The organism is Pseudoalteromonas arabiensis (genome assembly GCF_001550155.1).
Classification (GTDB): domain Bacteria; phylum Pseudomonadota; class Gammaproteobacteria; order Enterobacterales; family Alteromonadaceae; genus Pseudoalteromonas; species Pseudoalteromonas arabiensis.
This window is the reverse complement of record NZ_LRUF01000008.1, coordinates 455,016-471,533: the sequence shown is the minus strand read 5'-3', so window position 1 is coordinate 471,533 and position 16,518 is coordinate 455,016. Positions and strand designations below refer to the sequence as shown.

General features: G+C 39.8%; 14 protein-coding genes. 8 read left to right on the top strand and 6 right to left on the bottom strand.

Going from position 1 to position 16,518, the window contains the following annotated elements; genetic code table 11:
- Nucleotides 1-119: 119 nt before the first annotated feature.
- A complete protein-coding gene (locus PAARA_RS04710; RefSeq protein WP_062567907.1) occupies nt 120-2,996 on the top strand; it encodes an insulinase family protein in 2,877 nt (958 codons plus the stop codon).
- A gap of 51 nt (nt 2,997-3,047) precedes the next feature.
- Here the strand turns inward: PAARA_RS04710 and PAARA_RS04705 are convergent, their stop codons facing one another.
- Nucleotides 3,048-4,430, bottom strand: a complete 1,383-nt coding sequence (locus tag PAARA_RS04705) for a Na+/H+ antiporter NhaC family protein (protein WP_062567906.1) — start codon at nt 4,428-4,430, stop codon at nt 3,048-3,050.
- A gap of 285 nt (nt 4,431-4,715) precedes the next feature.
- Between PAARA_RS04705 and PAARA_RS04700 the strand changes: the two genes are divergently transcribed.
- Nucleotides 4,716-5,120 carry an NUDIX hydrolase gene (locus PAARA_RS04700; RefSeq protein ID WP_062567905.1) on the top strand — a complete coding sequence of 135 codons (405 nt, stop codon included), beginning with the start codon at nt 4,716-4,718 and terminating at the stop codon, nt 5,118-5,120.
- Between the two features lie 9 nt (nt 5,121-5,129).
- Nucleotides 5,130-5,621 carry a GNAT family N-acetyltransferase gene (locus PAARA_RS04695; RefSeq protein WP_062567904.1) on the top strand — a complete coding sequence of 164 codons (492 nt, stop codon included), beginning with the start codon at nt 5,130-5,132 and terminating at the stop codon, nt 5,619-5,621.
- Here the strand turns inward: PAARA_RS04695 and PAARA_RS04690 are convergent.
- The 3 genes from PAARA_RS04690 to PAARA_RS04680 are packed head-to-tail and all read right to left on the bottom strand — an operon-like array spanning nt 5,604 to nt 9,105.
- Complete coding sequence (locus PAARA_RS04690; RefSeq protein WP_062567903.1) at nt 5,604-6,215, bottom strand: PqiC family protein; 612 nt, start codon at nt 6,213-6,215, stop codon at nt 5,604-5,606. The genes PAARA_RS04695 and PAARA_RS04690 overlap by 18 nt on opposite strands.
- Entirely contained in the window at nt 6,215-7,870 is a 1,656-nt protein-coding gene (gene pqiB / locus PAARA_RS04685) for an intermembrane transport protein PqiB (RefSeq protein ID WP_062567902.1), read from the bottom strand. Before pqiB ends, PAARA_RS04690 begins: the two co-directional genes overlap by 1 nt.
- Nucleotides 7,867-9,105 (bottom strand): paraquat-inducible protein A, encoded by a 1,239-nt coding sequence (locus tag PAARA_RS04680; RefSeq protein ID WP_062567901.1) that lies wholly within the window; start codon nt 9,103-9,105, stop codon nt 7,867-7,869. Before PAARA_RS04680 ends, pqiB begins: the two co-directional genes overlap by 4 nt.
- Before the next feature lie 138 nt (nt 9,106-9,243).
- Here PAARA_RS04680 and PAARA_RS04675 point away from each other — a divergent pair, with 138 nt between their 5' ends.
- On the top strand, nt 9,244-10,020 hold the full coding sequence (locus PAARA_RS04675) for a substrate-binding periplasmic protein (RefSeq protein WP_245219890.1): 777 nt from the start codon (nt 9,244-9,246) through the stop codon (nt 10,018-10,020).
- Here PAARA_RS04675 and PAARA_RS04670 read toward each other — a convergent pair.
- Complete coding sequence (locus PAARA_RS04670; RefSeq protein WP_062567900.1) at nt 10,009-10,809, bottom strand: thioesterase family protein; 801 nt, start codon at nt 10,807-10,809, stop codon at nt 10,009-10,011. The genes PAARA_RS04675 and PAARA_RS04670 overlap by 12 nt on opposite strands.
- Nucleotides 10,810-11,047: 238 nt before the next feature.
- Here PAARA_RS04670 and dnaK point away from each other — a divergent pair, with 238 nt between their 5' ends.
- The 3 genes from dnaK to ybaK all read left to right on the top strand — a co-directional run bounded on the left by dnaK (nt 11,048) and on the right by ybaK (nt 15,199).
- Nucleotides 11,048-12,967, top strand: a complete 1,920-nt coding sequence (dnaK, locus tag PAARA_RS04665; RefSeq protein WP_062567899.1) for a molecular chaperone DnaK — start codon at nt 11,048-11,050, stop codon at nt 12,965-12,967.
- Nucleotides 12,968-13,146: 179 nt separating this feature from the next.
- The gene (gene dnaJ, locus PAARA_RS04660; RefSeq protein ID WP_062567898.1) at nt 13,147-14,283 is read left to right on the top strand and encodes a molecular chaperone DnaJ; all 1,137 of its coding nucleotides are present in this window, start codon (nt 13,147-13,149) and stop codon (nt 14,281-14,283) included.
- 454 nt (nt 14,284-14,737) lie between these two features.
- Entirely contained in the window at nt 14,738-15,199 is a 462-nt protein-coding gene (gene ybaK, locus PAARA_RS04650; RefSeq protein WP_062567896.1) for a Cys-tRNA(Pro) deacylase, read from the top strand.
- A 13-nt stretch (nt 15,200-15,212) separates the two neighbouring features.
- On the opposite strand, the gene PAARA_RS04645 is transcribed toward ybaK, so the two are convergent.
- Nucleotides 15,213-15,638, bottom strand: a complete 426-nt coding sequence (locus PAARA_RS04645) for a MarR family winged helix-turn-helix transcriptional regulator (protein WP_062567895.1) — start codon at nt 15,636-15,638, stop codon at nt 15,213-15,215.
- 102 nt (nt 15,639-15,740) lie between these two features.
- Here PAARA_RS04645 and PAARA_RS04640 point away from each other — a divergent pair, with 102 nt between their 5' ends.
- On the top strand, nt 15,741-16,514 hold the full coding sequence (locus PAARA_RS04640; RefSeq protein WP_062567894.1) for a siderophore-interacting protein: 774 nt from the start codon (nt 15,741-15,743) through the stop codon (nt 16,512-16,514).
- Nucleotides 16,515-16,518: the final 4 nt, after the last annotated feature.

Below are 16,518 nucleotides of genomic sequence, written 5' to 3'. Positions count from 1 at the left end.
TTGTTTTTCACAATGTGTTACAAAGTTTTTAGAGTCTATACCCTAATAAGCATTGAATTGCGACCTGTATAAGCACATGATAAATAAAAATAGAGTCAATTTCTAATGGATACGAAATAATGAAAAAAATAATGGGCCTGAGTGCTATTGCATTTGCCGTTTTAGCTGGATGTAGTTCAACACCAAATCAAACTACCAACACAAACCTAATTCCAGAATCGCTTATTGTTAGTCCTAATGACACCCGCGAATATAAAACCCTCAAGTTAGCCAATGAAATTGATGTGATTTTAATCTCGGATCCAAGTGCCGAAAAATCAGCTGCTGCATTGAGTGTTGGGGTTGGTTTGTTGCACGACCCTATGAGTCAGCAGGGAATGGCTCACTATTTGGAGCATATGCTTTTTCTTGGTACAGAAAGATATCCTGATACTAAGGGGTATAGTGATTTTATGACTAAAAACGGTGGAGCTCATAACGCCTACACTTGGTTAGATATCACTAATTACATGTTTAAAGTGAACAACGATGCATACGATGAAGCACTTGATCGCTTTGCTGATTTTTTCAAATCGCCCAAGCTGTATCCTGAATATACTGACAAAGAAAAAAATGCCGTAAATGCAGAATGGTCAATGCGTCGTGAAATGGATTTTTTCGGTCAGTTTAAGCTTGCTCGCCAAATGATGGGGGATCATCCTGCAAACAGATTCTTAATAGGTAATCTAGAAACATTAGGCGATAAAGAGGGCAGTAATCTTCATAAAGAAACCGTGGCTTTTTATAACAAGTATTACTCGTCTAACATCATGAAAGTAGCGATGATTTCAAATCGGCCGCTTGCTGAAATGGAAGCAAAAGCGAAGCAGTATTTTGCAGACATTGAGAATAAGCAGATAGAAAAGCCAACTGTGACTGATAAGCTCGACTTTAGTAAGGCTGGCGGTAAACGTGTTTATTACTCCCCAAATGAAGATGTTAAACAATTAGAGTTGGAGTTTACTATTAAAGACAACAGCGCTGAGTTCGCTGTTAAACCAAATCGCTTTGTGTCTTATTTACTTAGTAATGAAATGCAAGGCAGCCCTGCACAAATCCTCAGAGATAAAGGCTGGGTTTCGCATTTATCTGCAAGCGATGCGCCGACTCAATATGGCAACTATGGCAGCCTTAAAGTTAATATTGAGTTGACTGATTCTGGCATGCAAAACCGTGAAGAAATAGTTGCGACTATCATGCAGTACATTGCATTAATCAAAGAGCAGGGTGTTGATAGTAAATACTTCAATGAAATTCGAACTTCTTTGAATAATGAGTTTCAATTTTTAGAAAAAGGCGACGAGTTTAGTTATGTCAGCAACTTGACCGATAGTATGCAGAAATTCCCTGTGAATAATGCAATCAATGCACCTTATTATTTTGCAAAATTTGATGCTGATGCTGTGCAAAATGTGTTATCGCAATTAAATGAAGATACTCTTCGTATTTGGTATATATCAAAGCAAGAAGACACTGATTCGCAGCTTCATTTTTATGATGGCAAATACCGCATAGAAGATATTAGTGAAGAAGAAATTGCAAGTTGGAACAAGCCTAGTCAGTTTGAATTAGCTCTACCAACTGTAAACCGCTTACTACCTGAAAGCTTTGCAATTAAAACAGCTGAATTTAAACAACAAGACCACCCTGAACTGGTGTTTGATGAGCAGGGAGTTAAGGTATGGCGTCAAGCAAGTCAACAATTTGCAGAGCAACCAAAAGGTCTTGTTGAGGTTTATATCAATACTCCTGACGCATTGGTTGATGCAAAGGCACAGGTACTTTACTCAGTTTGGGCAGATATCTATAACTTGCAGCAGAGTAAATTAAGCACAGAAGCGGCTGTTGCAGGTATGAGTTTAGGGCTACAGCCTAGTAATGGTCTGGTTCTATCTTTAAGTGGCTTTACTGATAAACAAGATGTTTTATTGGCACAAGCACTTGAAAACTTACAGTTAGACGTATCTAAAGAAGGCTTTGAACAAGCAATAGACCGCTATAAGCGTGATTTATTGAACCAACAGCAACAGTTTCCTTTCTATCAAGCGTTTGGAGAATACTCGAAATTAACACGAAGCGGTAAATTTGATACGGAAACCTTAATTGCAGCAGCTAATGCATTAACACTCGCTGATTTTGCTGCGATTAAACAATCGACACTTGCCGCTAATGATCTCCGTGTATTTTCCTTCGGTAACTATAATCAAGACGATGTGAACTCGATTGCTAATAAATTGATTGCTATCTTACCTCAGACTCATAAAAAATCTGACTTTGCTCGCAGCAAAGCGTGGTTGCCGAAGCTAGGTGAGCGCATTGTGTTACAAAAAGATATTATTGTCGCTGACGTTGCAGTTATCGATATGGTTGTTCACCCGACCCCAGGTTATAAGCAGCAAGCACAAGCTCAAGTGTTACAAAACCACTTCAGAACAGTCGCTTTTGATAAGCTACGTACTGAAGAACAACTTGCCTATGCGGTCGGCGCTCTAGCTCGTCCGATTGAAGATTATTCAGCGCTGGGGCTTTATATCCAAACGCCAGTTAAAGGTCCAAAAGAAATGCAAGCGCGTTTTGATGAATTTAAAAAGCAATACGCAGTTGAGCTTGATAATATGACTGAAGACACCTTTATGCAGCTTAAGAACGCCACGCTTGTGTCTTTAAAAGAGCAGCCTAAAAATCTTGGCGATGAAATGGCTCCGTTAATCTCTGATTGGTATCGTGAAAACTTTAACTTCGATTCTAAAGAAAAACTGATTGCTGAGGTTGAAAAAGTAACCTTAGCCGATCTTAAAGATTATTATAAGAAAACGATGTTAAATGACCAAGCACCGCGTTTGAATATTCAGCTGCGAGGTAGTAAATTTGCGAACAAGCCATTCGCTGACCTGGAAAATCAGATTAAAGTTGATAACTTAGAGACCTATTACAAAGGAATCCAATTCCAAAAATAGGATGTATATTTTAATAAATCAAAGCCCAAGCAAATGCTTGGGCTTTTGTTTTTATGCAATAAGCAAAAAACCAACCAATGCAGCTGTTGCTGCCAATATGGTATAAGGCAGTTGAGTAATAGCGTGGCTCACTAAATCGCAACCAGACCCTTGTGCTGCCAGTACCGTTGAATCAGAATAAAAGCACGCTTGGCTACCAAATGAAGAAGCCGAGAGTAATGCGCCAATCACCAAAGGAATATTTGCATCAATTGCGTAGGCAAGAGGCATAACTATAGGGATAGTAACCGCGAAAATCCCCCAGCTTGAACCCGTTGCAAAGGCAAGCACAGCCATGGCTAAAAATACCACGGCAGGTAGATATTGTGCCGTCATATAAGGGCTTAATGTATTAATAACATACTGTGGCAGCATTAATTGATCACACACATCTTTGAAAATAAATGCAGCGACTACAGTACCAATTGCGGGGATCATACTTTTAAATCCATCCAGCATACGTTCTACCAGCTCTGACAACGTCATTAGCTTTTGCAGCATATAAAAGGGTAGTACACTGGCAAAGGTTGCGAGCAAGCCTTTAAATACATCAATCTCAAAATAGACTGTGAATGCTACCAACAAAATAATGGGAACTAAAAAGTTATAGAGTTTGCCATTACTTGCCGCTGTCTCGAAGTTTTCTTCAGCCGCTTTTACTGCATATTCATCAGCAGTTTGCACATCACTATACTGACTATTGGCTACCTCGATTTGACTATTCATGGCACGAAGTTGTGCTTTTTTCATCGGGCCAAAGGCAGGAATAATGTTTAAGCTCACAAGTAACACCACTATTACTGCAAACCAAGCGTAAAGCATATATGGAATAGCCTGAATATAAACAGCAATACCTTGCCCTTCAGAGGCAACATTATTATCAACCAACAAACCGCCAAAAAATACCGCCCATGTTGATAGTGGTACTAGTACACAGATAGGCGCGGCTGTTGAGTCGACCACATAGGCGAGCATTTCACGGCTGATTTTAAATTTATCGGTGATACGTTTCATGGTTTCACCCACCGTTAACGCATTAAGGTAATCGTCTATAAAAATAATAACGCCTAACACAAATGTCATAACGAGTGATGAACGTTGTCCCTTTGCAAATTTTAATGCAAATTCAGCAAATGCACTTGCGCCACCAGTCCTCACTAATAAAGCAATGAGAGCACCGAAACCACCGCATACTAAGATAAGCCAAGCAATGGTTTCGTCTTGCATTACTTTTAATGAGATATCTGCAAAATTAGACAATACAGTGGTAGGGCCTAGCATGGCTAACCCAAACAAAGCACCAATAAGTAAAGATAATATAGGGCGGCGTAAAAATACGGCCAAAACCACCACCAATATAGGAGGTAGTAAACTTAACGCAGAAGGTTCTTGCATTACATTTTTCACACAGTTAAGCAATGCGAGATTGCTTACAGAAATCAAAAGTCTTTCAACTCAAGTAACTGCTTTACGCGAACACACTTTTATGGACCCATAGGGAAAGTGCCTGCGTTGGCTGGCGCCAGACAGTATAGAGGATATACTGCTTTTGTTTTGCCCAAAACATCGTACGAAAAATAATCCTGAATTTTAATTTAGTCAATAAGAATTTTTCTCTTATTCTAATTAATTTAATTGCGGTATTTATGTTAGGCTAGCGATTAGTTTAACGAGGTTTATATGGCTTTTTCAGATACATACAGATTAAGTAGTCATGCGGTAATCACTAACTCAGACGGTCAGGTGTTATTACTGAAAGCTAATTATGGAGAAAAAAGTTGGGGGTTACCTGGAGGCGCTTTAGATAAGGGCGAAACCATTCATCACGCACTCATACGCGAATGCCATGAAGAACTAAATTGTGATGTACAGATTGCCTACTTAAGTGGTGTTTATTACCACACAGCGTTTAATTCCCATGCATTTATATTTAGAGCTTTTTTGCCTGAACATGCAGAAATAACCCTAAGCGACGAGCATACTGACTATGGGTATTTTAACCTTGATGAGCTTTCTCACGTTCAAAAGGAACGTGTGCTTGATTGTCTTAATTTTACTTCAGATGTTGTTAGTAGAGTATATTAGGAGTTTGTTGTGACCGATATTTTCTTACGTGCAGGTTACCCCACTGACGATGCTTTTATTTTGAAACTGTTAAATCAGGCATCGTTTCTGAAGTATATTGGTGATAAAGATATCAAAACCCATGCACAAGCTCAGCATTACATACAACAAACATTTATCAATAGCCATCAGCAAAATGGCTTCGGCTGTTATATTGTCTGCCTAGCTGACGAAACGCCCGTTGGAATGATTGGGCTATTTCAACGAGATGCACTGGCTATTCCTGATTTAGGTTTTGCTCTCTTAGCTGAGTATGAAGGACAGGGCATCACTACAAAAGCGGCAGATTTAATGTTATCAAAAGAGTATGTGAATGATTTTGACTTGTTAGCTGCGATAACATCAATACAAAATACAGCATCGCAAAAAGTGCTGAAAAAATTGGCATTTGAAGAAGTTGGCGATCTCATTATTAATGAAGATCACCAACCTCTAAAGGTTCTTTTAAAGACTAAGTTTTGATAACTCAGCGCCGACTTCTTGATTAACTTCAAGCCATGTTGATTCTAAAGTTATAACTAGACCTTGATAATCATCTTCTTCAAGAGGGGTTAACTTGTTAAAATAGTTTATTGCTTTAAGCTGTCTACCTGACTCTGGCGTTGTGTAATATAAGCGCCATAACCCTGCGATATTCGCATTACCATTTTGATCACCATTAAAATGATGTAACTCGTACTCTAATTCATAATAAGTTTGCTGATCAATATCCGTAATGACGGGCAATCCTTTAATGACCATCCAATCTTTTAACTTCGTATAGAGTGCTTGGTGGGCACTTGCTGTTAGCATTAAGTCTGGTGACTCACTCCATAGATGATAATTCGCAGCATTTATGCGGTTATTATCGAGTACCATTGCAATACCACGATTATTTAATGAACCACGTAGCTGTACCGTGTTAACTCTAAGTTGAGCTTGGGTATCGTCACTCAGACGTTTCATCGCAGTTATAGGTTGCGAGAATTGGTAATACTGTATGGTAGAGAATGAAGTTTGACTACATGCAGATAATACGAATAGCGAGCTTATAAAAGTAATTAGTTTATAGTTCATTATTGTTTCCTTGGTGTCGGATCAGCAGGAAGGTCCTTATCGAAAATCAACATATTTGGTTGCTGATTTAGGCCACGCGTTAGGGGCTGTAGTTCTTCACTTAAGCGTTTAAACTCAGAAAGAGTGGTCTGCAATTGTTGGTGAAACGCTGAACCCTGTTGGTAACTTGCCATAGTCTTTTCAAACTGTTTCATGGTCTTATCAAACTGCTGCATACTTTGGGTCATTTCAGCAAAGTTGCGATTTATGTCGCCTGGTAAGTCTTGCGTATCTTGCTTATTAAGTAAATCTCTCATGTCATGGGCAAGCGCTTGATACTCTGAAAAGGTGGTTTGCATTTGCGCTAAGCTATCTTCAATTTTTAAATTATTTACTTTATTTAAAACATCCGAAACCTGATCAGCAATAACAGTAATACCACTGGATATACTTGGAAATACCGTATACTCAGCTACTTTTGATAGACTTGCTGGTTCAGCGTTATTGTATATATCTAAGTCGACATAAACTGCACCTGTTAACAGGTTTCCTGGTTTTAAAGAGGCTCTAAGACCACTTTTTACCCAGCCATCTAAACTTGAATGCCAAAACTCACGTGCGGCTGTGCTGTCGTGGTATAAGCGACCATATTCAACTTTTATGAGCGTAGGTACTGCGGTATTATCTGTTCTAAAGTGTGCTGGTTTTCCATCAATAATTACACTGGCAGGCGCTTCAACCACGGTGCCTATTCGCATTCCTCTGTATTCAACGGGGGCACCGGCTCTTAAGCCTCTAATCGATTGCTCAAATTCAATCAAATAGTAGTCAAAGTCATAAAAACGTTCTTCAAGCGCAGCTTTGTAACTGTTACTCAATGAAAAGCTGTGACCATTAGTGGCAACTTCACCGGGTGTTTGTTGCTCAGGTATACCAACAGATATGCCACCTTTTAGCAGCTTACTTAGTGAACCTGTATTGACATTAATACCATCCGCAGAGAGGTCAATTTCAATACCTGAATTTACCCAAAAAATAGAATTCAATGTAATTAAGTTTTGGTAGGGCTCATTAATAAAAATACCATACTTCATTGCTTGGTTTTTCCAATCGAAAGTTGCGGTTTCTATTTGGCCTATTTTGTAGTCTTTAAAGTATATTCCTGTGCTGACGTCTAGTACTTCGGCGTTATAGCTCAATAAGGTAAAACGCCCCCCTTTGACGTTGTTAGCAATCAAGGCTGGTTCGTCTTGAAGCTCAAAATTATCTGCCAATTTTTTGCTTTCACCAGGTGAAAACTCTAAATATACGCCCGATAATAGCGTGCTCATGCCACTGATACCTGTGTCATCAATTCGTGGTTTTACTACCCATATTTTGGCATCATCGGTGAGTAAATCTTCATAATGTTTATCTATCTGGGCACGGGCAATGACACTATTTTGCTTGTCCGATAGCCTTACATGATCAACTTGACCTATTTTTACACTACGAACTTTAATTTCGGTTTTACCGGCGACAATTCCTTCAGCGTGAGGCATTTTTATATAAATAGTTGTGCCTTGATTTGCTTGATACTGATATAGCATCCAAGCGCCTATTAACAGTGCCACGAGTGGTATAATCCAAATAGCGGAAATATTAGGCGCGGTTTTTATTTTTGCTGCTTCGCTCATACCAAATTCTCTTGTTTAGCTGTTTTTAAATTAGCAGGGCTATCCCATAATAATCGAGGATCAAATGCGTGGGCTGCAAGCATTTGGCAAATAACCATAGTTGTGAAAAAAACGGTCCCTATACCAGGTGTGACAGACATTAAGTTCCCCAGCTGCACTAAGGCTACTAAAATTGCCACCACAAAGACATCAATCATTGACCATTTACCTATAAACTCAGTTAGTTGATAAACACGTGTGTAATTCTTCGTTTGTCTATTAGCAGGGCGGGTGACCATAAAGCATAGAAAACTGAGCACTAGCGCTTTTGCCAGAGGCACAACAACGCTGGCTAGAAATATAATTATAGCAATGGGGTACGAACCACTCGCCCATAAAATCATAACGCCACCAATCAAAGTTGACGGTGTTTCATCTCCTAAACTAGTCGTATACATAATCGGGTAGACATTGGCGGGTATATAACACGCAACAGAGGTAATTAACCATGCAGCCGCTTTTTGAATGCTGTTAGGGTTGCGGCTAAATGTTTTAGTTTGGCAGCGAGAACAAACCTCTGTATTACATAATTGACCACAGACATGACAGGCTTTAAGGCCTTGATCAATGGCTCTGGTATTAGGTTGTGTTTGCTCAATATAAATAGGTTCTTTTAATTGTTGCCATAAGCGCTGTTTGTTTATACGTGTCGTTGCTGCAACATAGCAGACAACAAAAGCAACGTAAGACCAGAAACTAACGCCAAATGCGATATCTGCCATCGACATAATCTTCACCATGCTGACCATAACACCTATCAAAAATATCTCTGACATTATCCAAGGTTCAAGAGCAAAGGTAACTTTTAACAAACGTTTTCCCCATAGATAGGGTAAAGCTTTAAGTAAACCTAAGTGTAAGGGGATGATCAAAGCTAAAAGTAACATAGGTAGGCCAATGATACTTGTATCAATAAAGAGTCCTAAGAAGTCATTGTCGTAGTTAAATAAAATGCGAGCTGCGTCAGGAAGAGTAATTGTTTGTGTTATACCGCTGCTGCTAAATGATAAAAAAGGGTAAAACATACTACTGAGAAGCATCAAAATAGCACTTAAGCTAAGCGCTACAACACTACTGTCTTGATTGGCTTTTGAAACTGACAGTTTAGTATTACAGTGAGGGCATACAGCCATTTGTTTAGCACTAAGGTACGGTATCTCGATGACAAGATCACAACTTGGACATGCTGTTTGCAAACTTTGCTACTCTTAAACAAGAACTTAGTTAATTCTGCACCAATTATCCTGTAAATACAAATGCAAGCTTCTTGGTTATGGGCTAGTATCTATCTTAAGCCGTTGAAAATATTCTAAACTAAAACTTTAAGGTGGAAAGTGAGCCGTACGTTAATACTTTTGTTATTTTTGTTCTGTTTTACAACTGAGAGTGTCTCTCAACAGAGCCATGAAAAGCAGATTATTGTCGCAGCAAGCTCATTTTTACCTCCTTATATTGTTAAACAATCGAACAGCGGTATTCAAATTGAGATTCTAAAAGCAGCATTACAAGCACAAGGTATTACTGAACTCGATATACATTATATGTCTAACAAACGCGCTGAGCAGCAGTTATTGCAAGGTAAGGTTGATATTGTTCTTAACTTTCCTCCGATGGCAATAGCGGGTATCCATAAAAGCGAGCCGCTTGTTATGTATCAGAATGTAGCTCTTAGTTTGGCTAGCAACGAATTTATTATTAAATCAATTTTTGATCTTGCAGGTAAGAGTGTCTTAGCATTTCAAAATGCTGTTAATTTTATCGAGCAACCGTTTAAGTCGGTAACAGAAAACTTGGCTTCCTATGATGAAGTAGTAAACCAACAGGCACAAGTCGATCATCTAATGAAGGGGTGGGTTGATGTTATAATAATGGATCGACGCGTATTTCTCTTTTACTTAGAAAAGTATAAACAATCCAACAAGGTGCTTCCTTTTGTTGTTCACCCTATATTTAAAGAAGCCCCAAGACCGGCATACTTTTCTAACAAAGCACTTAAAGATAGCTTTAACCTTGGTTTAGATAAGATTATTGCATCAGGCGAATATCAAGCAATTATCCGCCTAGATGGCACTGAATATGCGCAGTTACTCCGTCCTGAATCACGCAAATAAAGCAACTGTTTGGCGACTTAGCGCAATGAGTTTACCGTCTTCACTCCAAATACAACCATCTTCAAGGCCATAACCATCTTTACTGTGGTGCGTGATTGCCTCATAACCAATCCACGCATCATGCGCGATGTTTGGTTCCTCAACAAATTCAAGGTACCATGACATACTACTTGCTGGTGCAGGTTGCTTATACATTTGTAATAGGGTTGGTGGCCAAGCATCAGCAAGGGCAATGATTTGTGCCTCATTCATTTGCTCGGGTGTATGTTTTAATTTCATCCAGCCACTTAAATGCGAGGTGTCAGCAGCAGAAAACGGCATATTACCGTCTTGTAAGCACAGTGCTATATGTTGAAAAAATGCAGGCATTTCTCCTTCTTTGTAAGGCAGGGCAAAACGCTTATCGACAGGTTTAAGCTGCATAGTTTTAGTTACATCAACACGTACAGTGGATTGGCGCTTAGCACCAAAACAGGCTTGAGTAATAATACAGACATCACCATCTTGGATTATTCTAGCAAGTACTTGTGCGCTGTTTTTACCTTCGCGTAAAACTTCAACATCAATGGAAAAATCAGTATCAGCAATTAAAGGTCCTACAAAGTTAGTACTTAAAGACAGTAAGCGACGAGAGCTATTAATATGTTGACGCATCGCTTGATATAATAAAGCGGCTGATAACCCGCCAAAGGCTGTACGACCCTGACACCAGTTTTCTGGGAACTGCATTACTTTTGTTCTGTCGCAGCCTAGTTCACTCGCTTTGGCGAGTAATTGTTCAAAATGCATAACTTTCCTTAACATTTATTATTATATTGTTGGTTATAGCATAGCAAAAGTGATCAGACCAGTTTGCTTCCCTGCAATGAAGCTAAGAAAACACCTCTTTTTGAGGAAAAAATGCCCATTTGGAAAATATTTCAAAAAAAAGTAAATTTTTTTCATTTTAATAGTTGAATTCAGTTTGTTGCACCCCTATTTACTAGTCATCGAACGTTTTAACGAATTTTGAAGTTGGAGAAGATTCATGGGTAGAATTATTGGAATCGATTTAGGTACTACTAACTCTTGTGTAGCAGTACTAGACGGTGATAAAGCACGCGTTATCGAAAACGCGGAAGGCGATCGCACAACACCATCGATCATTGCATACACGCAAGACGGTGAAACATTAGTTGGTCAACCTGCAAAACGCCAAGCAGTAACTAACCCAACTAACACATTATTTGCAATCAAGCGTCTAATTGGTCGTCGTTTTGAAGACGAAGAAGTACAACGCGATATCGGTATCATGCCTTTTAAAATTGTAAAAGCTGATAACGGTGATGCATGGGTTGAAGCACGTGGCGAGAAACGTGCTGCACCACAAATTTCGGCAGAAGTGCTGAAAAAAATGAAGAAAACAGCAGAAGATTTCTTAGGTGAAGCGGTTACTGAAGCAGTAATCACAGTTCCTGCATACTTCAATGACTCACAACGTCAAGCGACTAAAGATGCTGGACGTATTGCGGGTCTTGAAGTTAAACGTATTATCAATGAGCCAACTGCCGCTGCACTTGCATACGGCATGGATAAAAACAAAGGTGAAAACGTTGTTGCAGTATACGACTTAGGTGGTGGTACTTTCGATATCTCTATCATCGAGATCGACGAAGTTGAAGGCGAGCACACGTTTGAAGTTCTAGCAACTAACGGTGACACTCACTTAGGTGGTGAAGATTTCGATAACCGTGTTATCAACTACTTAGTTGAAGAGTTCAAGAAAGACCAAGGTATCGACCTTAAAACTGATCCACTTGCGATGCAACGTGTTAAAGAAGCGGCTGAAAAAGCGAAGATTGAACTTTCTTCTGCACAGCAAACAGAAGTTAACTTACCGTACGTGACTGCTGACGCAACAGGTCCTAAGCACATGAACGTTAAAGTTACTCGTGCAAAACTTGAGTCACTTGTTGAAGACTTAGTCACTAAGTCAATTGAGCCACTTAAGCGCGCACTAGCTGATGCTGATTTATCAGTAAACGACGTAAATGACATCATCCTTGTTGGTGGTCAAACACGTATGCCTTTAGTACAAAAAACAGTTGCTGAGTTCTTTGGAAAAGACCCACGTAAAGATGTTAACCCAGATGAAGCAGTTGCAGTAGGTGCAGCGATTCAAGGTGGCGTACTAGCTGGTGACGTTAAAGACGTACTACTACTTGACGTATCTCCGTTATCGCTAGGTATCGAGACTATGGGTCAAGTAATGACAGCTCTAATCGAGAAAAACACCACGATTCCTACTAAGAAATCGCAAGTTTTCTCAACAGCGGAAGACAATCAATCAGCGGTAACGATTCACGTACTACAAGGTGAGCGTAAGCGTGCAAGCGATAATAAATCTCTAGGTCAATTTAACCTAGAAGGTATCCGCCCAGCACAACGTGGTACACCTCAAATCGAAGTAACTTTTGATGTTGATGCTGATGGTATCTTACATGTATCTGCAAAAGACAAAGATACAGGTAAAGAGCAGAAGATCACAATCCAAGCTTCTTCAGGTCTAAGCGATGATGAAGTAGAGAAAATGGTTCGTGATGCTGAAGCACATGCTGAAGAAGATAAAAAATTCGAAGAGCTAGTAGCGACTCGTAACCAAGCTGATGCAATGGTTCACGGTACACGTAAGCAAATCGAAGAAGCAGGTGACGCGTTACCAGCTGAAGATAAAGAAGCAATCGAAGCTGCGCTTACAGAGCTAGAAACGGCGATTAAAGGTGATAATAAAGAAGAGATTGAAGCGAAAACTCAAGCTCTTGCTGAAAAATCACAAAAGCTAATGGAAATTGCACAAGCTAAAGCGCAACAGCAAGGCGGTGCAGATGCTGGTGAGCAACAATCATCTACTAAGCAAGATGATGACGTTGTTGATGCAGAGTTCGAAGAAGTGAAAGACGACAAGTAATTGCTCGTAACGCTTCTGCCTAATTTAAAACTAGCTGCTTTATTGTGCTATTTAAGTTAGGATGAATCATTGAGGCGCGCCAGCGAATTCGCTTGACGCGCCTTTTGCATGTATATAGATGGTAAACTCTGTTTGCCCTCATGCAGTAAAACTGCATTAAAAAGAGTAGTGTGATACATATGTCAAAAAGCGATTATTATGAAGTTCTCGGCGTAAGCAAAGATGCAAGCGAACGAGACATCAAAAAAGCGTATAAGCGCTTAGCGATGAAATATCATCCAGACCGTACCGCGGGCGATAAAGAACTTGAATCAAAGTTCAAAGAAGTAAAAGAAGCTTACGAAGTACTGACTGATCCGCAAAAACGTCAAATGTATGATCAATACGGTCACGCCGCCTTTGATCAAAATGGCGGTGGCGGTCATGGTGGCTTTGGTGGCGGTCACGGTGACTTTGGTGATATTTTTGGCGACGTGTTTGGTGATATTTTTGGTGGCGGTGGCCGCCGTCAATCTCGCCAACAACGTGGTGCTGACCTACGTTACAACATGGACCTAAGCCTTGAAGAGGCAGTTCGTGGTAAAGATGTAGAGATTAAAGTGCCAACTTGGGTTAGCTGTAAACCATGTGATGGCAGCGGTGCAAAAGCGGGCTCTAAACCAAAAACCTGTACTACCTGTCATGGTGCTGGTCAAGTTCAAATGCGTCAAGGCTTCTTTGCTGTGCAGCAAACGTGTCCAACTTGTCAGGGCACAGGTCAGATTATTTCTGATCCATGCGACAGCTGTCATGGTCAAGGTCGCGTAGAAAAAACCAAAACTTTATCTGTTAAGATCCCTGCGGGTGTAGATACGGGCGACCGTATTCGTTTATCTGGTGAAGGTGAAGCAGGTATGCATGGTGCCCCTGCAGGTGATTTGTATGTTCAGGTCTCTGTTCGTGAACACCCAATTTTCCAACGTGATGGTAATAACCTTTATTGTGAAGTCCCTATTGGTTTCACCACCGCTGCATTAGGTGGCGAAATTGAAGTCCCCACACTGGATGGTCGAGCAAAACTTAAGATCCCTTCAGAAAGCCAAACGGGCAAAATGTTCCGTATGCGCGGTAAGGGTGTGAAATCGGTTCGCAGTGGTGCTCAAGGCGACTTGATTTGTAAAGTGGTCATTGAAACGCCTGTTAACCTAAACGATCGTCAACGTGAGTTGCTTGAAGAGCTTGAGCAAAGCATGGGGAAAGATGGTTCGAAAAACCGCCCTAAAGAGAAAGGTTTCTTTGACGGTGTGAAGAAGTTTTTTGATGATTTAACTAAATAAATTTGGTTAGTTAATAAAAAGGCGCTTACTGATAAGCGCCTTTTTTATTACTAAAAAATTAATCTAGTAGTTTAAAATATTCAATTTAGAACCACGTAGTAGTCGCTATTAGCTAAGCATCTGCAAAGTGTTACGTCGTCATCATATTGAGTTTTTTGTATTCTGCCTTTTTCAATTCCGAGTAACTGACATTTATTCTGACAATCTACAAAAGCATTCCATCGTATATATTCATTGCACACAAAGTTAATAGCGAAGAAAAAAGTTAAAAGAATGAATATTTGCTTTAACCAATACAGAGTATGTGATTTCAACATGACAATTGTCCTAAAACGATTGGTTCTATTAGTCTAGTTGATTATAAAATTCATACCCTAGTACGATTCGTTCTTTATTAAGAATTTTATGTTATGTTGAACAAAATGATTACAGAGTAACTTTTGGACTAGAATTAATGACACCAGCAATCAACTTGTTGAAGAAAAAAGGAATTAAATTTGATGTGCTTTCTTATGAGCATGAGCCAAATCAAAAGCAGTTTGGACTAGAAGCCGTTGAGAAATTAAATTTACCCGCAGCACAGGTTTTTAAAACCTTAGTTGTCGAAGACAATACTCAGAACCTATTCGTTGCCGTGGTGCCTGTGAGCCAGCAGCTTAACCTAAAAATGTTAGCTAAGTTTGCGGGAGTAAAAAAAATAGAGATGGCTCCGCAACAAGCTGTTGAAAAATCAACTGGCTACATTCTGGGTGGAGTAAGCCCGCTTGGACAAAAAAAACAACTAAAAACCTATATTCACACTAGTGCAAAAAGCTTTGAAAGCATTTATGTATCCGCAGGTAAACGTGGGTTAGAGATTGCCTTAAATCCAAAAGATCTTATGACTTTAACGCGAGGTCAATACGCAAATTTTTAAGTAATAATTTAATCTAGTTTTTAATATTGTTGATCATTGTTGTCGCTGTTGATATGAATTCAGTTATTTGTGTTTCAGTTAATCCTTCACAAAGCTTGGAATCAACCTGTTTCTCTGCAATTTGTAAGCGTGAAAACAGGGTTTTACCTTGCTCAGTAAACGACAAAATCAAGCAGCGCTTATCATTTTTGTCGGCACATTTAGACACCAATTCTAGCTTTATAAGCTCTTTTACCAAGCGTGCTATTTGCGCTTTATCACGCCCCGTTTTGGCAACAATATCGTTCGCAGTGCAGTGCTGTGTTTCAGCAATAATGTGCAAGCAGCGTACATGCAATGCGTTAAGGCCAAGCTCATTGGCATTTATTGCTTCACGTACAGTAACACGGTAACTTTGTGCCAGTGTAAATAAAGCAGAAGAAAGAGAGGTTTGTGGCATGGTCCACCTAGTTGTAATTAGTTGACAAAGTCAATTAAAAGCGTATAGTTGACTATATCAACTATTGGGGCGTTGTGCAATTTAACCAGCTAGGAGACTAACATGGCTAGAAAAGTTCGTTGTGCAAACGTATTAAGTACTACACGTATTTCCCCGCATCTACAAAGAATTGTCGTTGGCTCAGACGAGTTTGCAGATTTCCCTCAAGATGCAAAAGGTGCGTATGTAAAGGTCTTATTCCCGCATGCCGGTGAATCTAAGGTTGAACTTGATTTACACGCTGAACACCCTGCATTAATGCGCTCTTATACTATCCGCGATATTAACCCTGTGAACGGTGCCATTACTCTCGACTTTGTGGTTAACCAACATCAGGGTGTTGGAACCAACTGGGCACAAAGTGCGGTAGTAGGCGACGAGGTAGGTATTGCAGGCCCAGGGCTTAAAAAACTCACTGATTTTACGCAAACACATTATTTAATGCTGGCAGACTTAACCTCTGTAAATGCAATCAATGGTTATTTACAAGCCTTTCCACAAGATGCCACTGTCGATGCCATTATTCATGTAGCTGATAAAGCAGATATCATTGAGCTTGAGCAAATTAAAGCACACACCCAACATAGTGTTGAATGGTTAGTTACAGATGAGCCAGAAACAGATCTGCTCGACCAAGTAACACGCTTATGTGTAGGTTATAACACGCAACCTATGGTGTTTATGGCATTAGAAGCAAACTTGGTTAAGGCAATTCGCCGTTTACTGACAAGTAGTTTTGAAATTGACCGTGAACACATTGTTGCATCGGCCTATTGGAAACGTGGAATTGATGCTGATGGCCTAAAGGTGGAAAAACAGCAACAAAGCCGTGCCTAATTAG